Below are 19,223 nucleotides of genomic sequence, written 5' to 3'. Positions count from 1 at the left end.
TCGCGCGTCCAGTCAGCATTGATCCAACCATGTTTGCCATTCTGCCTTGGCGCGATCGGTATAGGCTTTGTACCGGTCCCTCCGGCCCCGCCGCCCGCCTTTCAGGCCGTCTACGGGGCGGAATAGGCCGAAATTTACGTTCATCGGTTGAAACGTCTTGGCTTCGGCCCCTCCGGTAATGTGATGGATCAACGCACCCATTGCACTGTCTTTGGGTACTTCGGGCAATTCACGCCCCAGTATTTCCGCGGCGGCCGTGCGACCGGCAAGCAATCCCATCGCGGCACTTTCAACATAACCTTCGACGCCCGTAATCTGGCCGGCAAAGCGGATGTTGGGCTTGGATTTCAACCGCATCTGTGCATCGAGCAGGGTGGGAGAGTTGATGAACGTGTTGCGGTGAATACCGCCGAGACGAGCAAAACTGGCGTTTTCCAGACCGGGGATCCTGCGGAACACGTCGGTCTGGGCTCCGTATTTCATCTTGGTCTGGAACCCCACGATGTTGAACAATGTTCCCAACGCGTTGTCCCGTCGAAGCTGAACCACGGCGTGAGGTTTGACATCAGGCGCATGAGGATTTGTCAGTCCTACCGGCTTCATCGGACCGTGACGCAAGGTCTGGCGTCCGCGTTCGGCCATGACTTCAATTGGAAGACAACCATCAAAATAACCTGCAGTTTCACCCTCGTGAAACTCGGTTTTGTCCGCAGCCAGAAGCGCGTCGATGAAAGCTTCGTATTGATCACGGTCCATCGGGCAGTTCAGATAAGCCGCGCGTTCTTCCTCGGTCTCACCTTTGTCGTACCGGGATTGCATCCAAGCTTTGCTCATGTCGATGCTGTCGGCGTAGACAATCGGTGCGATTGCATCGAAAAATGCCAGCGCGTCAGATCCTGTCTCGGCCCGGATTGCTTCCCCCAGTGCAGGTGAGGTCAACGGACCGGTCGCAAAGATCCACTGTCCATCGTCGGGAAGGGCGGTCACTTCTTCGTCGGTAACCGTCACACGCGGATGTGAGCGGAGTTTTGCGGTGACATCTTCGGCAAAGGGATCGCGGTCCACGGCGAGCGCACCACCGGCCGGCAGGCGATGTGCATGGGCTGTGGTCATGATCAACCCATTGGCGGCACGCATTTCCCAGTGCAGCAGACCCACGGCATTTTGTTCATCGTCATCTGATCGGAAAGAGTTTGAACACACCATTTCCGCCAGGTTTCCGGTCTGATGTGCAAAAGTGCCAACAGTGGGGCGCATTTCATGAATGATCACGTCAACGCCCATTTCAGCGGCTTGCCAGGCCGCTTCGGACCCGGCCATTCCACCGCCAACGATATGCAAAACTTGTGTCATGTGCAGCCACATAGGGCACCGCACACACAGGCGCAACTGCCGTATTTTTGTGACTGTTTCAGTGGGAGGGTCTTGGGGTCGCCGCTGCGGGAATGTCAGCGCTGGTGAGAGAGACCAGCTGGAGGGACCTTCCGCCCACGGCGACCCAAAAGTGTACTGAGGCCTTAGCCTCGACCCAGCTTTGCCACAGAGTTGCCCTTTTGGAAAGTGCTAAAATGAAAACAGTGGCAAAAAATGTTCAAAACAATTGCGTCATTGGGTCCAATTCGGGGGGCGCTTTTCAATAAAGGCGGAAATGCCTTCTTCTGTATCGCGGTACAACATATTCTGCGCCATTGCGTCTCCGGTATAGTCATAAGCCTGATCCAAAGGCATTTGCAGCTGTTGATAGAACGCTTCTTTCCCGATCTTCACGGCCACGCCAAGCTTGGATGCGACCAGTTCCGCCAGCCCGTTGGCTTCTTGTTCCAGCAGCGTTTCCGGAACGACACGATTTACCAGACCCAACTCGGCGGCGCGTTCCGCTGAGATGAACTCGCCGGTGGTCAGCATTTCAAAGGCCTGCTTTCTGGGAATATTTCGGCTGAGCGCCACCATCGGCGTGGAACAGAAAAGGCCGATATTGACTCCGTTGACGCCAAACCGTGTCCCTTCCGCAGCCACGGCCATGTCACAGGTTGCAACCAACTGACACCCGGCGGCGGTCGCAATGCCATGGACTTGCGCGATAACAGGTTGGGGCAGGGATTGGATGGACATCATCATCCGGGCGCAGCGGGAAAAGAGGTCCTGAAAGTATGTCTTGCCGCCATCTTCTGATTGGCGTCCGGCGGTCATCTGTTTCAGATCATGCCCGGCACAAAACGCCTTTCCTGCCCCCGACAGGACCACGGCCCGGATCGAGCTGTCCTCGCGCAGTGCATCAAGTTCGGCCTGCAATGCAGCCAGCATCTCATCACTCAGCGCGTTCAGCCGGTCCGGTGCGTTCATCTTAAGTCTTGCAACCGCGCCAGTGTCGTTACGTTCCAGAATTGTCATCTTGCCCTCCGATCCCAAGTTGGGCCAACTCTAGGTCGGCAAGAGCAGGAGGGGAAGTATGGCTTTGGAAATGAACCGGGACGAACTGTCACAATACCTCAAAGAGGTGTTCCCTCAGGTGCGCAAGGATTTCGTCGTCGAAGACTTGACCGAAGACACGATCACCATGCGCCTTGTGGTTCAGGACCAACACCTGCGCCCCGGAGGCACGGTATCAGGCCCGTCCATGTTCGGGCTGGCCGATGTCAGTGTCTATGCGATGGTTCTTGCGCGTAAGGGGCGTCAGTCATTGGCCGTTACAACGAACAGCTCCTTTGATTTCCTGCGCAAACCGGAAGGCGGCGCCGATATGATTGCGACCTGTCGTCTGTTGAAGCTAGGAAAAACACTGGCCGTTGGGGATGTGCTTTTGTACTCGGATGGCGGCGATCTTCCGGTTGCGCGGGCAACGATGACCTATTCCCTGCCGCCAGCAGGGTCCGCTGCCGCGAATTTCGGATAAAAAAGGCCGGGGACAGGCCCCGGCCCAGGAAGAGGTCCCAATAATTGGGACTGGGGATCAGTCAAGGCTGCCAGAAAAAGCGCTTTGTTTCCCGGCCGGCCTGATGGCGGGTCAGCCCGACGTCCTGCAGCAAACGGTCATCCAGATAGCCCAGATTGACACGACTGCGGCGACGGCGTTCCCATTGAGTGACCGCCGCCGCAAACCGCACGGCCAGAGCAGCGAGCAGAGGCAGCCGTGGGCTGTCGTTCAGCAGCAGAAGGGCGGGGGTGTGCATTGTGCGTGTCATCTCAGAAGTCCTTTCAAATTGTATTGACACAAAACAGTACCATTTGGTACATAGTTTTGATACATTCAGAATTGTGTCAAAGGCAAAGGAAGAATTGTAATGGATACAATTTGGCCGGACGCTCTGCCAAAATCCAAGGGTCCCAAATATACATTGGTTGCTGACGCGATACGGAAAGCTATTGATGACAAGACATTGGATGTCGGCGCTAAGCTTCCCCCGGTGCGCGAACTGGCTTACCGGTTGCAAATCACACCTGGTACAGTCGCACGGGCCTACACGATCCTGACCGATGAGGGCTTGCTCCACGCCGAGGTTGGGCGTGGTACATTTGTAGCCCCGCCAAAATCTCCGATTCTGGACGATGTCTGGGCCAGGCAACTGTATATGAAGGATGACAAATACAACGCCAATGTCAGTTTGTTCAGCCCACGCCTGCCGGATGCAGGGCAGGTCGCGCTTATCCGGGAATGCCTGCAAAAGGTTGCGCAAGCTGACCCTGGGCTTTTTCTGAATTACCCCACGCGGGACGCATACAAACCCATGAGGCAATCAGTTGTGGATTGGTTGTCAGATTTGCCACTGGGTCCGCTCTCACATGATGACATCGTTTTGACCCATGGCGGCCAGAACGGATTGTGTCTGGTGTTTCAGACCATCCTACGCGGACCCAGACCGATTGTGCTGGTCGAAGACCTCTCTTACGCCGGGTTTCGCCGGGCCGGGGAGTTGATGCGCGCCGAAGTCATCGGAATCAAAATGGACAAATGGGGCATTGATCCTGCGTCCATGGAGCATGTTTTGCGACAAACCAGTGCTCAGGCCATCTGCGTTTCGCCAGAGGTTCAAAACCCCACCGGGGTTCACACGCCGCTGGAACGCCGGAAAGAGGTGGTGGACGTCGCGCGGCGTTACGACCTTCAAATCATAGAAGACGATTGCTATCGCATGGGAGAGGCGCGAGAACCCAGTTATCGTGCGCTTGCTCCGGAACGTGGATGGCACGTTTCATCAATTTCAAAGATCCTCACCCCGGCTTTGCGCGTGGGTTTTGCCATTGCCCCAAAGGATCGCAGCGTCGATCTGCGTCGATCTGCCGAATATGGGTATTTTGGCCTTGCCCAGCCGCTGGCCGAGCTCACGCGGTTGCTGCTGTCGGATCCGCGTACCCGTCAAATTGCCCAGGATGTACGCAAGCGGATGGGCGACTACGTTCGGATCACTGTCAATGCGCTGGGGGGGTTTGATCTGAACTGGGCTCCGGACGTGCCCTTTGTCTGGCTGAACCTGCCGTCAGGTTGGCGCTCTGCTGCGTTCAGCCGTGCGGCAGAACGGGAAGGTATTCAACTCAGATCGGCGGATGAATTTGCCCTGCGCGATGGACGTGCGCCAAACGCAGTACGCATCGCAATGAATGGGCATGTTTCGCTGGAACGGTTCGAGGATGCAATGCTGAGGTTGCGCGCTTTGCTGGACAATCCGCCTGAACAGATCAGCGTCTAGCATTCAGGTCAGCGGGGGCGGATCGCCAAAGAATCCGGCCAGATGGGTGATCTTTCCATCTTCGTCCAATCGAATGAAATCATGCCCGGCCACCATGATTGCGCCGTCGGGCGCCACCATATGCCACGTGAAGTGAACGACATCGTGGTGCGAAACCGGACTGCTGGTGATTTCGACGCGCCCATTCGAGCTTTCAAGAATCTCTCCGATATGAGCATTCAACCGCTCACGCCCCGAAACATCAGCTGTTGGATCCACATATCGACCGTTTTCCGCAAAACAATGCGCCAAGAACTCAAGCCGTTTTCCCGAGGATTTTTCCTGCCAGGCGGCACCGTAGCTTTCAATTGTGTGCATTAAATCCTGCATGCAACTCTCCGTGGCTTGACGCGATAAAGTCTAATCTAGTTTATCAGAGTGTTGAAATTGGGAGAATTCCAATTCAATAATATGGGGTAAAATAATACCTATTTTGCAAGTTGTTGTTTTGATTATATTTAATTAGCATTGGGTCGCTTGACGTGGCAATCATGGGTGTCTAGATACGCATCCATCGAATTCGGGCCGCTCCGCTGGGGCGGTCTTTCACATCAAACAGGACTATCCTGCCATGAAAACCTTTTCTGCAACACCTGCAGACATCGACAAGAAATGGATCCTGATCGACGCCGAGGGCGTTGTTCTGGGTCGTCTTGCCTCGATCGTCGCCATGCGCCTGCGTGGCAAGCACAAAGCGTCGTTCACCCCGAACATGGACATGGGCGACAACGTCATCGTGATCAACGCTGACAAAATCCAGATGACCGGCAAGAAGCGCGAAGAAAACTTCTACTGGCACACGGGTCATCCGGGTGGCATCAAGTCGCGGACCAAGCAGCAGATCCTCGAAGGCAAACACCCTGAGCGCGTCGTGACCCAAGCCGTCAAACGCATGCTGCCGGGCAACCGCCTGTCGCGTCAGATTATGACCAACCTGCGCGTTTATGCCGGTGCCGAGCATCCCCATGAGGCGCAAGCGCCCGAAGTTCTGGATGTTGCATCCATGAACAAGAAAAACACCCGGAGCTAATGACCATGGCTGATCAGATCAATACTCTCGAAGAGCTGGGCGCCGTCGCAGGCGTTGAGGTTGTGGCCGAAGAAGTCATCGTGCGTGAACCCGTACGTGACGAGCTGGGTCGTTCGTATGCCACCGGCAAGCGTAAAGACGCTGTTGCCCGCGTCTGGATCAAACCCGGCTCCGGCAAGGTTACCGTAAATGGCAAAGACCAGGACAAGTATTTTGCACGTCCCGTTCTGCAACTGATCCTGCGCCAGCCGTTCCAGGTTGCTGGTGTTGAAGGTGAGTTCGACGTCGTTGCAACCGTCAAAGGCGGTGGCCTGACCGGTCAGGCCGGTGCGGTCAAGCACGGCATCTCGAAAGCGCTGCAACTGTACGATCCCAACCTGCGTGGCGCTCTGAAAGCGGCCGGCTTCCTGACCCGTGACAGCCGCGTTGTGGAACGTAAGAAATTCGGTAAGCGCAAAGCCCGCCGTTCCTTCCAGTTCTCCAAGCGTTAATTCGCCGGGAAAACCCAATAAGAAAGGGCTCGCACATGCGAGCCCTTTTTTGCTTTGCTTTGTCTGTAAAACTATTCTTCGTAAACAAGTTTCCACGCGCCGTTTTCAACGACATTGACGAAAACCGTATCCGCCCCCTGGTGATCGTCCGGGCCATAGGAAATATGGTTGCCGACCAGGTCATCCTGATAGTCCAGTGACTCCATCGCTTCGATAAAGCTGTCATGCGTCAGGTCAGGGCCCGCGGCCTCTAGTGCTTTGACCATCATTTCAGCAGCGGAATAGCCCAACATGGCGAATCCAACTGGGTCTTCGCCCGTGGCGGCCTTGTATTCTTCGATAAACGCCGCTGGGGCAGGTTGATCCGCACGCGCCCAAAGATCCTGCCACGAGGCTGCTGCATAGAATCCATCGGTCACTCCACCGGGAACCTGTGCCACAACAGTCAGGAAGCTGGCCGAAGTGCCGAGGAACTTCATGTCCGTCAGGCCCATCTTCTTGGCCGTGCCAACTACGGTGATCGCCTGCCGTACCCCAAGCGCCATGGTGACGATATCGCAGCCTTCTTCCTTGAGCTTGCTGAGCGATCCGACAAAATCCGTCTCATCCGGCTTGTGGGTTGTTTCAGATCCAAAAGCGATGCCGGCTTCTTCGGCTCCGGCCTTGCTGCCTTCCAGGATTTCCTCACCGAAATCTGTTGGCAGATACATGGTGCAAACCGTCTTTGATCCGAATTCGCCGGCCAGATATTTCACGCCAATACGCGCCTGATCGAAATAGGTCGAGAAGGACGTGAATTTGTTCCGCATCGGTTCCTGCAACATCTGACGCGCAGCAGTCAGAGGCGCAACATTGGGAATGCCCTTGGGATCCAACAACTTGAACCCCGCCATGTTCATCGGCGTGCCCAGCGATTGCAGCATCGCGAACACCTTGTCGCGGTTCAGCAGCTTGTTGTAGCCCTGCATCGCACGCGGCATCTGATAGCCGTTGTCCTCGACCACATAGCGGATCTTGCGCCCGTGAATGCCACCGGCTTCGTTCACCCGGTCGAATACCACGTTGGCACCCTTGGTCGCCGGAACACCCACTGCGGCAAAGATGCCGCTCAGGTCGTTGACGGAACCAATGACTATCTCGTCGTCCGTAACGCCCTGTGTCTGAGCCGAGCCGATGCTTGCCGAGGCGGTCAACGCCGTGGCTGCGGCCAGCCATTTGAGTGACTTCTTCATCTTTCTCCTCCCGAAAACTCTTTGCCTAAGTGTACATGTCTTCAATCAGATGTCCGTGTTTCTTTTCCACCAGACCGCGTTTCAGTTTCATCGTGGCGGTAAGCTCGTCATCTTCGGCGGTCAGCAAAACATCGATCAAGCGAAAATCCTTGATCTGTTCAACTCTTGCAAACTTCGCATTGACGGTTTCGACTTCGGAACCGATCAGATCCCTGATTTCGGACGCGGCACAAAGCGAGGCAAAGTTCGAGAATGGGATCTTCTGGTCTTGCGCATATTTCTCGACGTTTTCCTGATCGATCATGATCAACGCCGTGAGGTATTTACGCTTGTCACCAGTGATAACCGCGTCCGAGATGTAATGGCTGAACTTCAGCCGGCTCTCGATTTCGGCCGGGGTGATGTTCTTGCCACCGGCGGTGATGATGATGTCTTTCAACCTGCCGGTGATGGTAACGAACCCGTTCTTGTCGATACGTCCCATATCGCCGGTGCGCAGCCAGCCATCGGCGGTAAAGCTTTCCGCCGTCTTTGCGTTATTGCGCCAATAGCCCTGAAAGATGTTCATGCCCTTGAGCTGAATTTCACCTTCGTCCGAGATACGGATATCGCACCCCGGGACGACCTTTCCGATGGTTCCGATCTTGTTGCTTTCAACGGTGTTGAGTGTCGCAAGGCCGGACGTTTCGGTCATGCCGAAGCCCTCGACGATCGGCACTCCGATGGCCCAGTACCATTTCAACAAATCCGCCGAGATAGGGGCAGCACCCGTGCCACCCCGGCGCAGCTTGTCCAAGCCCAGCATCCGGCGCAAATTCTTCAGAACCAACTGATCCCAAAACCAGAACCGGGCCGCGATGGCGGCGGGAACGGGTTTTCCCGAACTCACGTATTCGGCCCGGCGCGCGCCGGCCTTCAGGGCAAGACCGTATGCCATTCGACCCAGCGACGTTGCATCCTGCGCCAGGATTTGCACATGCGCATAGATCTTTTCCCAAACTCTCGGTACTGCCGTGAAGGTCGAAGGCGAGACCTCTTGCAGATTTGCAAAAACCGTCTCGGGGCTTTCCGCGAAGTTCACGGTGCAGCGGGCGGCCAGCGGGAAATAGACAGATACGTCGCGTTCCAGAATATGACAGAGCGGCAGAAAACACAGCTGTTCGTCACTGGCCTGCGTTGGCAATGACCAGGCACCGGCCTCAATGCCAGCCAGGATGTTTTCATGGCTTAGCATCGCACCCTTGGGTTGGCCGGTGGTGCCGGATGTGTAAACCAGCAAAGCTGTGTCCTGAGGTTTGGCCTGTGCGATTTCGGCTTCGAACCGTCCCGGATCTTCGGTTTCGACCTGCTGGCCCAAAGCGTAAAGATCGTCGATCATCATGCAGCGTGGATGGGTCAGGTCATGCAAGCCTTCGCCCTCCAGTATGATCACCTTGACCAGGTCCGGAACTTGACTTTCGACTTCCAGAAACTTGTCCAGATGTTCTTCGTCCTCGACGATCAGGAACTTGCTGCCACTGTCATTGACCAGATATTGCAACTGATTGGCAGAATCCGTGGTGTAGACGCCAGAAGAAATGCCCCCAACGCACTGAATGCCCATGTCGAACCACATCCATTCCTTGCGGTCCTCGGACAGGATTGAAACAACGTCTCCGCGTTCCAAACCCAGCTTTCGCAGGGCGAGCCCGATCCACTTGGCGCGCCGCCAGTAGTCGGCCCAGGAATATGACTTCCAGATGCCCAAGTCCTTTTCACGATGGGCTGTTCGATCCCCCAGTTCCGCACAACGGCTTTGAAACAGCGCACTGATGGTTGTGCACCCATCCACACGCAACGGGCGTTGTCCGGGGGTTGCATTAAGTTCAATGCCGTTGATCCTGATCTGCGGGGCGAGGGGCGTTGCATCCATCTTGCTTACCTCCACGTCTTTTTGTGTTTCCACCGGCGGTTTTCGCGCGCGCCTTCTTCCCGCACGCCTAGATAGAAGTTCTGGATATCCTTGGACTTCAGTAACTCATCCGCAGCGCCGTCCATGACGATGCGTCCAACCTCCATCACGTAACCATGATGCGCCAGTTCCAATGCTGCATTGGCGTTCTGCTCGACCAGCAGCATCGTCATATGCTGTTCTTCGTTCAGACGTTTCAGAATGCCGAATATCTCTTGTACCAGTAGCGGCGACAGACCCAGTGACGGTTCATCCAGCAGCATGATGCGGGGGCGTGCCATCAGCCCACGTCCGATCGCCAGCATCTGTTGTTGCCCACCTGACAGGGTGCCGGCCTCTTGCGTGCGGCGTTCTTTCAGAATAGGGAAATAACTGAAAACAAGGTCGCGGTCCTGGGCGATCTGCGCTTTGTCTGATCGAGTATACGCTCCGAGGCTCAGGTTTTCATCGACGGTTAGCAGAGGAAATACCTCGCGCCCTTCGGGCACATGCACAATCCCGCGCTGGACGACTGTATGCGGCTCAGCCCCCTGAATGTCGTCGCCATCAAAGGTAATCGCGCCCTTTTCCGGGTCCATCACACCCGAGACGGTTTTCATCAATGTCGTTTTACCTGCACCATTTGCGCCAAGGATCGAGGCAATCGTTCCTTCGTGAACGTCCAGCGAAACACCGCGAATGGCCATTATCGGGCCATAAAAGCTTTCGACATTTCGGATTTTCAGGATTGGCAGGCTCATGAGGCTTTCCCCAGATAAGCTTTAATCACCGCCGGGTGCGATTGAACTTCGGCCGGGGTTCCAAGCGCCAGTTTAGCACCATCTGCCATGGCCAGAACCCGGTCTGACACGCCGGAGACCAACCCCATGTCATGTTCTACCATCAAAACGGTGATGCCCATCTGTCGTCGGATATCATCGATCCACCAACGCATGTCTGTTGTCTCTTCGACGGACAACCCCGAGGCCGGTTCATCCAGCAGCAGCAATTTGGGGTCGGTTGCCAAAGCGCGGGCAACTTCAACCACTTTGCGTACGCCGTAGGGAAGCCCCGATATCATCTTGCCGCGATAGGCTTGCAGGTCGAGAAAGTCGATGATCCGTTCGACTTTCTCGCGGTTTTCCAGTTCCTGTTGCTTTGCGGACGGGGTGAACAGAATTTCGGAAATCAGGTTTGTCCTGCGGTGGCGGTGCCGTCCGACCAGCAGGTTTTGCAGAACGGTCGCGTGTTCGAACAGTTCGATATTCTGAAAGGTCCGCGCAACACCATAGGCGGCGACGCCGGACGGTTTGACCTGAAGCAGATCATGACCGTCAAACTGGATCGCTCCTTCAAAAGGATCGTAGAACCGGGAAATCAGGTTGAAAACAGTGGACTTGCCCGCACCGTTTGGGCCGACAATGGCAAAAACCTCACCTTCCCGAACATCAAATGACAGGTCATCCACCGCCGTCAGACCGCCGAATTTCAGAGTGACGTTTTCAAACTTCAGCAAGCTCATCTCAGACGTTCCGTTTTGAGATAGGATTTTTGACGTTTGAACATGTCCTTTCGATAGAACGGGAACAATTCGAACCATGTACGGATCTTAAGCCAGCGGCCGTAAATCCCCATGGGTTCGAACAGGATGAAGGCGATCAGGATCATTCCGAAGATGCCGAACTCCAATCCCGGAATGGCCACCGTATTGCCACCGAACAGGGCCCCGGCATATTCTTTTGAGATCGACAAAAACTGCGGTAGGAACCCGATCACGATCGCGCCCAGAAACGCGCCGTGGATCGACCCAAGCCCACCGATCACGATCATCATCAACAATTGGATCGAGATCAGAACACTGAAGGTTTCGTTGTTGAACGCTCCGGCAAACAGCCCCATCAGTGCCCCGGCCCAGCCCGTAACGGCACAGGACAAGGCGAAAGAGATCATCTTTGTCCGGGCGATATCGATTCCCATCGCCTGGGCCGAAACCTCAGAGTCGCGCACCGCGATAAAGCTGCGGCCCAAAGGCGCGCGCAGCAGGTTGATATATCCCAGTGTGACCAGAACGGCGACGGTCAGGACCAGCCAGAAAAACTGATCGGGCGTTCCCCAGCGGTCAACCAGATAGCCGAAGATTTCGACCCCGCCGACATATTTGCCCGCAACGCCGCCGGTGATGGGTTCGGACAGAACGATGATGTCGTCCATCAGGATCGAAAGCGCCATGGTGAAGATGGCCAGATAGATGCCATGCAAGCGCAGGGCAGGGATCGCAACCGTCACGCCCGCGATCCCCGTCAGGATGCCGGCCAGCGGAAAGGCGAGCAGAAAGGGCACCCCTGCTTCGATCAGGGCAACGTTGGCATAGCAGCCAAAAGCCAGAAAGGCCGCGTGGCCCAGACTGACTTGCCCCGTGTGCCCGGTCAGGATCATCAGGCCCAACCCGGCAATAGCCCAAATCAGGACGTTGGTCAGCTCACCCAGATAAAACTCATCAAGCCACCAGGGGGCTGCGGCAACAACTGTCAGAAGGATCAGATACAGGACAAGCTGATAGCGGTCTTTCCATGGATGGATATCCTGCATGTAGCCTGTTTTGAAGACGATCCGCATGGCTCAGACCTTTTTGACCCGAACCTGACTGAACAACCCGTTGGGTCGAAAGATCAGCACGGCAAGCAGCAGGGCGTATGGCGCGATCTGGCTGTAACCCGCCGCGATATAGCGGCTGGCAAAAGGTTCGATCACCCCGACGATAAGTCCACCAGTCAACGCACCGGGCAGGCTTCCGAACCCGCCGATGACGGCGGCGGCAAATGCCTTGATGCCCAGCAATCCGGTTGTCGGATCCACCGCGCCCTTGGCGGCGAACAGAATGCCCGCAATCCCCGCAACGACTCCGGCCAGCGCCCATATGAATCCCTGGACCCGCTTGACAGGCACGCCCATGTAATAAGCTGCCAGCTGGTTTTGCGACGCCCCCTGCATCCCAAGGCCAAGTTTGGTGCGGTTGAAAAAGACGTAAAGGCCCCATGTCAGCAGGATGGTCACGACGATTACGGCAACATCTTCCATACCAAGCACAAGGCCTCCAAAGCGCACCTCTCTGCCCGCAAGCGGGTTCTGCAGCGTTTGCGGTTCGTGCCCCCAGATCAACCCGGCCGCAAAGCGGATCACAAAGCCAAGGGCGATGGTCAGGATTACAACGGCGGTCTGGCTTTCCCCAAAAAGACGTCGGATGATCAGGCGATCCAGAAGATAGCCCAATGCACCCATGATCCCCAATGACAGCGGCAAGGCCAGCCAGAACGGCAGACCCATGTACTCGGTGTTGGTCAGGCCGATGGTCACAAAGGCCCCCAGCATCATGAAATCACCTTGGGCGAAATTCACCGCCTCGGTCGCCTTGTAGATCAGAACAAAGCCAAGCGCGATCAGGCCATAGACACATCCGTTTGCCAGTCCGCTGATCAGCAGCTGTGCGTTATCCAAACTGTCCTCCCTAGACCGGTTTGCCGGTGTCGCGTTCCGCCCGCGCCCGTCGTCCGGTAACGCAGGTTTGTTCTACTATGGCGTGACAATCACCTTGCCGTCACTCTTTTTCAGCGCATCTGCCAGATTTGGCACAAGATTTTTCAGCCTAACATGTTCTGAAACATCCGTTTTCCAACGCCCGTCGGCAAACCGGGCCTGAACCTCGGCCACGACGCGCATCTGATCAGCGGGCGGGGTCGACATCATCCAGTTCGTCAGCCAGAAGCCTTCGATCCGCTTGCTCATAAAGATCAGTTGACCGGTCTGAGTCAGCGTCGGCGCCTCGGTTGACAGCTTGCCATAACTGATCCAGCGCGCCCGGTTGGGCATGGCGCAGAACAGTTGTTCAGACAACTGGTCCGTCACGGCATCCAGAAACACGCGCGGTTTCAGATGCGCGCTCAGATCCGCAAACTTTGTGACAACGTCTTCATCGGCTGTCACCAGCACTTCGGCCGCACCAAGGTCTTTCAACATCTCTACCGTCTCGGCCCGGCGCACCAAAGCGATCGGCTTCAACCCCAGATCGCGGCCAAGGCTGCACATCAGCTTGCCCAATTGGCTGGTCGCAGCTGATACGACAAAGGCATCTCCGTCAGCTTTGGCCATATCCACCATGGCCATCGCCGTCATTGGATTAACGATCTGAGCAGCCCCATCATCGTCCGAGATATCAGGGCGCAGAGGGATGCACATCTGCATCTGTGTAACGACAAATTCTGCCCAGGCCCCTGTTCCGGCGGCGACAAACGCGACGCGTTGTCCTTGCAGGGCCTCGGCGCCCTTGCCGACGGCGACGACGTCTCCGCAACCTTCGAATCCGGCGGGCGAACCTTTGACCCTTGGCTGTCCGTATTCACCTTTGATGAAGTGCAAATCTGACGGATTGACCGAAGCTGCGCGCAACCGGATCAGCACCTGACCGGGGCCGGGTTCTGGTGTTGGAACTTCTGCTTCTTCCAACCAGTCGGCGGCATTTTCAATGGCCGGTCCGGTGGCCGTGCCGGAGTACCCGTCATGTTTCAGGATTGCGGCGAACATAGTCTGGGGCAGGTCGGTCATCGGGTCATCCTCGAAATGGCTAAAGCAAAGCCCGCACCATATCTGGAAGGCCCCCAATAGTACGGGTAAGATGCGGGCTGTTTGTCTGGCACAGCCAATCAAAAGCCGCGAAGGACGTCAATTCGACGACGCCATAACGTAGGGGCAGCGCAGATGCGCCCTTGGGAAAGGCCGACCCGTGGATCGGCCTCAATCACTTTACTGTTGGGTCAACAAGTTGGTCAGTTCCTGAATCTTCTGAATAATTGTTTCAGGTGAGTCCTTGATATCATTTACAATCTTGATCGCCTGATCCTTCAGATCAGTGGCCAGAGTGCTTTCCTGAAGGGATGTCATAATGCCTTCATAATCGAAATTTGTGGGGTCCAGCTTGCCTTCCTGAACCCATGAATTCAGCAACTCCTGACCCTGACCGGCCAATGCTGCCACCTGATCGCCAGCCTCCTGGGCGGCATCAGAGGCCTGATCCGCTACGGATGACGCCGCTTCGCTTGCCTGATCCGCCACCGAAGAGGCCGCTTCAGTTGCTTGGTCCGTCAATGACGATGCTGCTTCAGCGGCTTTCTCGGTCGCTGCATCGACTGCGTCAGAGGCAGCGTCCTGAGCAGAGGAAGCCGCGTCTGTCACCGCTTCGGCGGCTTCTTCTGCCGCGGTTTCCAAACGTTCAGCGGGTGTGGGTTCGGGTTGTTTCAGGTAAAAATACCCGCCAGCACCAATTGCGGCGATGACGATGGCAAGAATGAGAGTACGCGACATGTGTGTCTCCTTTGGAAAATGTGTCGCCGGGATGCGCTAAAAATAACTCAGGAACAAAGGGGAATTCCCAATAATTCTCAGCAGAATAGAGTATAAGCCGGGCTACGCTCATTGCCCGACGAAACGCGGCAAGAATATGCCTGCACAAAGGCACCGCGACCGGATTGGGCAGCGATCCGCGGGGAATGGCAGCAGCAGAAGTAAATCCTTGGGAAGTCTCTGGTTGACCTAAAAGCCAGCATTGGCAGTGTGGCGGAGAGACAGGGATTCGAACCCTGGGTGGGCTTGCACCCACAACGGTTTTCGAGACCGCCCCGTTCGACCACTCCGGCACCTCTCCGCGGGGGTCTGTGAGGGGGGGATTTAGTGAGGAACGGGCAGGGGTGCAAGCAGAAAATTCGGGAATTTACGAAACCCGGGTTTTTCCGTTGCCAGCAGGCATAAAACGCCTAGTCTGATAAGTATGACACAGTTTGTACGCCGCTTTGCCTTTTGGTTTCTGGCCCCGCTTTTTGCGCTTGTACTTATCCCATTGGAACTTTCCGCTGCCAACCGGGACCGGATTGAGGCTTTTCTGACGACAACCGGGTTTGACGTAGCGTTGGAAAGCATCGCGCTGAGCTCGAGGTCCGCCCCTCAGATGCTGGGGATCGACCCTGAGGGATTTGGCTCGGACTGGGCCCGTCTGGCAGACGAAGTCTTTGAGGTCGGCGCCATGCACGAGACCGCAGTTTCCATCCTGGAACAAACTCTGAGTGATGAAGCCCTGACGCATGCGGTTGACTTTTATGCATCCGACCTGGGGCAGCGCCTGGTAGAGGCCGAAAACGCCTCGCATATGCTTGAGGACGATGAAGCCAAACAGTTGGAAGGGCAAATGATCATCTCGGACCTGATCAAGGACGGATCGGAACGGGTCGAAAGTTTCAAGCGCATGAACAATGCCATCGATTCGACCGGCACCGCGGTGCGGGCCTTGCAAGAGATTCAGGTGCGTTTCCTTCTGGCAGCCAGCGCATCAGGTGTCATCGAGCTGCAACTGGATGCGGATGAATTGCGTGCGCTGATGAAGCGGAACGAAGCCGGTATGCGCCAGTCTCTCCAACTGTCCAGCCTTGCAGGGGCAGCTTACACCTATCAGGATTTTTCTGATGCGGATGTCGTTACCTATGTCGAAGCATTGGAACAACCCTTGATGCAGGAAGTGTATGAATTGCTGAACGCGATCCAGTACGAAATCATGGCCATGCGGTTCGAAGTTCTTGCGGCCCGAATGGCCGAATTGCATCCTGCACAGGATATTTGATGCGCCGCGTTTTTTTGGCGATTGTAGTTGTTCTGTGGGGTGTACCCTTGCAGGCCGATCAAAAGGTTGACCGGTTGGCGCAGGCCATGCACCTGTCGCATGTGATGGAAATTCTCGTACAGGAAGGGCAGGTGCACCGCGAGGAACTTGACGAAACGTTGTTGGACAAGACTGGCGGCGCGTTCTTTGAAGCGCAGGTCAGGGACATTTACGATCCGGATTGGATGCAAAAACAACTGACGGATGCGTTTGAAGCAGGTTTGTCTGATGCGCAGCTTGATCAGGCGATCTTGTTTTTCGAAAGCGATCTCGGTCAGACGATTGTGGCGCTGGAAAACTCGGCCCGGCAGGCGATGTCAGACCAGGCCATAGAGGACATGGCCCGTGAAGCATACGATTCCGTCAAACGAAACACGACTCGCTTTGAGTTGGTCGATGAGTACATTCAGGCAAATGACCTTATCGACAAGAACGTTCAGGGGGCTCTGAGTTCAGACTACAACTTCTTTCGGGGTCTCGATGTTGACGCGCAAGGCGACGATCAGGAATTGCTGGCCGAGCTTCTTTCCCAGAAAAAGAGCCGCGCCGCCGAAACCGAGGCGTGGCTGTATTCTTTTCTGCTGATGGCCTACCGGCCTTTGGACGAGACCCAGATGCGCGAGAATATCGCGTTTTCCAGAACCGAAACGGGTCGCGCCCTGAATGAAGCGTTGTTCGACGGTTTTGACCGCATGTTCAACGACATCTCGTTCCGGATGGGGCGGGCGGTTGCTCAGACGCTCAGAGCGTCTGATCTTTGACATCGCTTTGGTGTTGACTTTTTACGACGTTCTATGGATAAGCGCGCATCCCGGCCGGTTTTCCGCGCCGGGTATCGTTATTATTTGACCCATTCGACATCGTCACAGGGTCAGTCACACAGCCCGAAAAGGGCTCGCTGTTCGAGGTGGCTTAAGCCAGCAACACCCGGTTCAGGGGACCACAGAACGCGGATATGAAAAGGAAAGACGCATGTTTGCGGTCCTCAAGACTGGCGGCAAGCAGTACAAGGTTCAGGCGGGCGATATGCTCCGCGTTGAAAAACTGGCTGCCGACGCAGGAGAAAAAGTTCAATTCAACGATGTTCTGATGCTGGGCGGTGACGCTCCGGTTGTTGGCGCACCTTTCGTTGAAGGCGCAGGCGTACAGGCCGAAGTGATCGAACAGGTCAAAGGTGACAAGGTCATCAAGTTCGTCAAGCGCCGTCGTAAGCACAGCTCGAAGCGTACCGTTGGCCACCGTCAGAAACTGACTCTGGTCAAGATCACCGACATTCTTGCGTCGGGCGCTGACAAGTCGGGCATCAAGGCTGCAACCGGATCCGCTCCGGCAGGCGACTCTGCTCCGGCGGCAAAGCCTGTAAAGAAAGCTGAAGCCAAAGCCGATACACCCTCTGCTGCTGCGGACGATCTGACCGCGCTGACTGGCGTCGGCCCAGCCGCTGCCAAGAAGCTGAACGAGGCCGGTATCGAAAGCTTTGCAGCTCTGGCCGCCTTGTCGGACGAGCAGATTGCTGCTATCGAAACGGTCAAAGTGAAGCCCGAATGGGTTGAGCAGGCCAAAGAACTGGCCAAAGGCTAAGGAGAGAGAGAATGGCACATAAAAAAGCTGGCGGTTCCTCCCGTAACGGTCGCGACTCAGCTGGTCGTCGCCTTGGCGTAAAACTGTATGGTGGCCAGGCCGCTATCGCAGGTAACATCATCGTGCGTCAGCGCGGCACCAAGTTCTGGCCGGGCGAAGGCGTAGGTATGGGCAAGGATCACACCATCTTTGCAACCACCGATGGCGCCGTTAAGTTCCATAAAGGACTTAAAAACCGCACCTTCATTTCGGTCCTGCCAGTGGCGGAGGCCGCAGAGTAAGCCGAAACCCAGAAGGTTTAAGAAAAATTCATGGGGGACCGGCACAAAGTGCCGGTCCCTTTTTCGTTCTAACGCAATCGTGATCAATCAAACCGATGACAGTCGCAACCACCAGTTTCCTGATTTTTGCCGCCAGCCAGGTCGGCACGCCGGGACCGGCCAACATGGTCCTGTTGGGAACGGGTGCGCGCTATGGCTTTCGGGCAGCATTACCTTTTGTCGGGGGGGTGATTCTGGGGAAGCAGTTGATCATTTGGCCGATTGGTTTTGGGTTACTGCATCTCGCGGATCAGGCACCTGAGGTGTTTACGGTACTTAAATACGCGTCAGCGGCCTATATCATGTGGTTGGCGTGGAAAATTGCCAACACGCGGTTGTCGCGACAACAGTCCGAGGGGAGGGCCCCCGGCTTTCTGGCGGGATTGATTGTTCATCCGCTCAATCCCAAAGCCTGGGCCATGATCATTGCCGGTTTCACCGGGTTTGTGGCCGCGGGCACGCCCAGTTTTGAAGCGACGATTACGATCGCTCTTTGTTTGTTGTTTTGTCAGGTGGTTCTTCATCCGATCTGGACCTTTGCGGGCGATAGAATTGCCCACGCGGTTGAAGGACGGCCAGTTGAAAAATATCTGATGTGGACGTTGGCGGGTCTTACGGTTGCGTCCGTACTTTTCGTGTTGTTCGGAGGAGGAACACACTCATGAAACTTGAAACAATAATAAATCAGCCGGTCATAGAAACCGAGCGGTTCGATCTGCGCCCTCTGCGTCGTTCGGATATGGGGCTGATCGAGCATTATGCCGGTGATGAGCGTGTGGCACGCATGACAACCAGTATTGCACATCCTTTGGCCCCAGGCTCGACCGAAGCTTTTGTCACGCGCTCAATGGCTGAAGACCGGGACGAGGATGTCTGGGTCATGGATGCCACCAAGGATGATGGCCCGGAGCTGATTGGTCTGATCACGCTGAAACGGCTGGATCGGAATCAGTCAGAAGTCGGCTATTGGGTTGCGCCGATCTATTGGAATACCGGCATTGCCTCTATGGCTGTCGAAGCGCTGGTGAATGCCAACCCGCTGGAAAACGCGACCATGTTTGCCAGCGTGTTCCAGGACAATCCGGCCTCTGCCCGGGTTCTGACCCATTGCGGGTTCCAGTATCTTGGCGATGCAGAAAGCTATTCGGTGGCGCGTGATGCGAATGTGCCCACCTGGACGTACAGTAAAAAACTCTGACTTGTGGCCGATGGGGC

The 19,223-nt window shown here is 55.9% G+C and carries 22 protein-coding genes and 1 tRNA gene; 10 read left to right on the top strand and 13 right to left on the bottom strand.

Features of this window, described 5'->3' with window-relative positions; all coding sequences use genetic code 11:
• Positions 1 to 12 precede the first annotated feature (12 nt).
• Together trmFO and D1823_RS05635 are read right to left on the bottom strand one after the other, a co-directional pair.
• Positions 13 to 1,353 carry a methylenetetrahydrofolate--tRNA-(uracil(54)-C(5))-methyltransferase (FADH(2)-oxidizing) TrmFO gene (gene trmFO / locus D1823_RS05640; protein WP_117872760.1) on the bottom strand — a complete coding sequence of 447 codons (1,341 nt, stop codon included), beginning with the start codon at positions 1,351 to 1,353 and terminating at the stop codon, positions 13 to 15.
• A gap of 252 nt (positions 1,354 to 1,605) precedes the next feature.
• Positions 1,606 to 2,391 (bottom strand): enoyl-CoA hydratase, encoded by a 786-nt coding sequence (locus D1823_RS05635; RefSeq protein WP_117868995.1) that lies wholly within the window; start codon positions 2,389 to 2,391, stop codon positions 1,606 to 1,608.
• A gap of 58 nt (positions 2,392 to 2,449) precedes the next feature.
• Here D1823_RS05635 and D1823_RS05630 point away from each other — a divergent pair, with 58 nt between their 5' ends.
• Positions 2,450 to 2,893 (top strand): PaaI family thioesterase, encoded by a 444-nt coding sequence (locus D1823_RS05630; RefSeq protein WP_117868994.1) that lies wholly within the window; start codon positions 2,450 to 2,452, stop codon positions 2,891 to 2,893.
• Between the two features lie 61 nt (positions 2,894 to 2,954).
• On the opposite strand, the gene D1823_RS05625 is transcribed toward D1823_RS05630, so the two are convergent.
• On the bottom strand, positions 2,955 to 3,182 hold the full coding sequence (locus D1823_RS05625; RefSeq protein ID WP_117868993.1) for a DUF1127 domain-containing protein: 228 nt from the start codon (positions 3,180 to 3,182) through the stop codon (positions 2,955 to 2,957).
• 99 nt (positions 3,183 to 3,281) lie between these two features.
• On the opposite strand from D1823_RS05625, the gene D1823_RS05620 reads away from it, so the two are divergent.
• Complete coding sequence (locus D1823_RS05620; protein ID WP_117868992.1) at positions 3,282 to 4,685, top strand: PLP-dependent aminotransferase family protein; 1,404 nt, start codon at positions 3,282 to 3,284, stop codon at positions 4,683 to 4,685.
• A gap of 3 nt (positions 4,686 to 4,688) precedes the next feature.
• On the opposite strand, the gene D1823_RS05615 is transcribed toward D1823_RS05620, so the two are convergent.
• Positions 4,689 to 5,054, bottom strand: coding sequence for a nuclear transport factor 2 family protein (locus tag D1823_RS05615; RefSeq protein ID WP_117868991.1), 366 nt, complete (start codon positions 5,052 to 5,054; stop codon positions 4,689 to 4,691).
• A 241-nt stretch (positions 5,055 to 5,295) separates the two neighbouring features.
• Between D1823_RS05615 and rplM the strand changes: the two genes are divergently transcribed.
• Both rplM and rpsI read left to right on the top strand, forming a co-directional pair.
• A complete protein-coding gene (gene rplM / locus D1823_RS05610; protein WP_117868990.1) occupies positions 5,296 to 5,754 on the top strand; it encodes a 50S ribosomal protein L13 in 459 nt (152 codons plus the stop codon).
• 5 nt (positions 5,755 to 5,759) lie between these two features.
• The gene (rpsI, locus tag D1823_RS05605) at positions 5,760 to 6,245 is read left to right on the top strand and encodes a 30S ribosomal protein S9 (protein ID WP_117872759.1); all 486 of its coding nucleotides are present in this window, start codon (positions 5,760 to 5,762) and stop codon (positions 6,243 to 6,245) included.
• Between the two features lie 71 nt (positions 6,246 to 6,316).
• On the opposite strand, the gene D1823_RS05600 is transcribed toward rpsI, so the two are convergent.
• The 9 genes from D1823_RS05600 to D1823_RS05560 all read right to left on the bottom strand — a co-directional run bounded on the left by D1823_RS05600 (position 6,317) and on the right by D1823_RS05560 (position 15,102).
• On the bottom strand, positions 6,317 to 7,477 hold the full coding sequence (locus D1823_RS05600) for an ABC transporter substrate-binding protein (protein ID WP_117868989.1): 1,161 nt from the start codon (positions 7,475 to 7,477) through the stop codon (positions 6,317 to 6,319).
• A 25-nt stretch (positions 7,478 to 7,502) separates the two neighbouring features.
• On the bottom strand, positions 7,503 to 9,389 hold the full coding sequence (locus tag D1823_RS05595; RefSeq protein WP_117868988.1) for a long-chain fatty acid--CoA ligase: 1,887 nt from the start codon (positions 9,387 to 9,389) through the stop codon (positions 7,503 to 7,505).
• Positions 9,390 to 9,394: 5 nt separating this feature from the next.
• Positions 9,395 to 10,168 (bottom strand): ABC transporter ATP-binding protein, encoded by a 774-nt coding sequence (locus D1823_RS05590; RefSeq protein ID WP_117868987.1) that lies wholly within the window; start codon positions 10,166 to 10,168, stop codon positions 9,395 to 9,397.
• Positions 10,165 to 10,929 (bottom strand): ABC transporter ATP-binding protein, encoded by a 765-nt coding sequence (locus D1823_RS05585; protein WP_117868986.1) that lies wholly within the window; start codon positions 10,927 to 10,929, stop codon positions 10,165 to 10,167. Before D1823_RS05585 ends, D1823_RS05590 begins: the two co-directional genes overlap by 4 nt.
• Positions 10,926 to 12,023: a branched-chain amino acid ABC transporter permease gene (locus tag D1823_RS05580; protein ID WP_117868985.1), complete on the bottom strand. Its 1,098-nt coding sequence runs from the start codon at positions 12,021 to 12,023 to the stop codon at positions 10,926 to 10,928. Before D1823_RS05580 ends, D1823_RS05585 begins: the two co-directional genes overlap by 4 nt.
• 3 nt (positions 12,024 to 12,026) lie before the next feature.
• Positions 12,027 to 12,902 carry a branched-chain amino acid ABC transporter permease gene (locus tag D1823_RS05575; RefSeq protein WP_117868984.1) on the bottom strand — a complete coding sequence of 292 codons (876 nt, stop codon included), beginning with the start codon at positions 12,900 to 12,902 and terminating at the stop codon, positions 12,027 to 12,029.
• 75 nt (positions 12,903 to 12,977) lie between these two features.
• On the bottom strand, positions 12,978 to 14,006 hold the full coding sequence (locus D1823_RS05570) for an alcohol dehydrogenase catalytic domain-containing protein (RefSeq protein WP_117868983.1): 1,029 nt from the start codon (positions 14,004 to 14,006) through the stop codon (positions 12,978 to 12,980).
• Positions 14,007 to 14,204: 198 nt separating this feature from the next.
• A complete protein-coding gene (locus D1823_RS05565; protein WP_117868982.1) occupies positions 14,205 to 14,762 on the bottom strand; it encodes a hypothetical protein in 558 nt (185 codons plus the stop codon).
• A 250-nt stretch (positions 14,763 to 15,012) separates the two neighbouring features.
• Positions 15,013 to 15,102, bottom strand: a tRNA-Ser gene (locus D1823_RS05560).
• Between the two features lie 123 nt (positions 15,103 to 15,225).
• On the opposite strand from D1823_RS05560, the gene D1823_RS05555 reads away from it, so the two are divergent.
• The 6 genes from D1823_RS05555 (at position 15,226) to D1823_RS05530 (ending at position 19,206) form a co-directional block, all read left to right on the top strand.
• Positions 15,226 to 16,068 carry a DUF2059 domain-containing protein gene (locus tag D1823_RS05555; protein ID WP_117868981.1) on the top strand — a complete coding sequence of 281 codons (843 nt, stop codon included), beginning with the start codon at positions 15,226 to 15,228 and terminating at the stop codon, positions 16,066 to 16,068.
• Positions 16,068 to 16,868, top strand: a complete 801-nt coding sequence (locus D1823_RS05550; RefSeq protein ID WP_117868980.1) for a DUF2059 domain-containing protein — start codon at positions 16,068 to 16,070, stop codon at positions 16,866 to 16,868. The genes D1823_RS05555 and D1823_RS05550 overlap by 1 nt, the downstream gene beginning before the upstream one ends.
• Before the next feature lie 211 nt (positions 16,869 to 17,079).
• A complete protein-coding gene (locus D1823_RS05545) occupies positions 17,080 to 17,688 on the top strand; it encodes a 50S ribosomal protein L21 (protein ID WP_117868979.1) in 609 nt (202 codons plus the stop codon).
• Positions 17,689 to 17,699: 11 nt separating this feature from the next.
• On the top strand, positions 17,700 to 17,969 hold the full coding sequence (rpmA, locus tag D1823_RS05540) for a 50S ribosomal protein L27 (protein WP_039535512.1): 270 nt from the start codon (positions 17,700 to 17,702) through the stop codon (positions 17,967 to 17,969).
• A gap of 95 nt (positions 17,970 to 18,064) precedes the next feature.
• On the top strand, positions 18,065 to 18,673 hold the full coding sequence (locus D1823_RS05535) for a LysE family translocator (protein ID WP_117868978.1): 609 nt from the start codon (positions 18,065 to 18,067) through the stop codon (positions 18,671 to 18,673).
• Complete coding sequence (locus tag D1823_RS05530) at positions 18,670 to 19,206, top strand: GNAT family N-acetyltransferase (RefSeq protein WP_117868977.1); 537 nt, start codon at positions 18,670 to 18,672, stop codon at positions 19,204 to 19,206. The genes D1823_RS05535 and D1823_RS05530 overlap by 4 nt, the downstream gene beginning before the upstream one ends.
• Positions 19,207 to 19,223: the final 17 nt, after the last annotated feature.

It is taken from the genome of Ruegeria sp. AD91A (genome assembly GCF_003443535.1).
Classification (GTDB): Bacteria; Pseudomonadota; Alphaproteobacteria; order Rhodobacterales; family Rhodobacteraceae; genus Ruegeria.
Note: the sequence above shows the minus strand (reverse complement) of the source record. Positions and strands in the feature narration are given on the sequence as shown.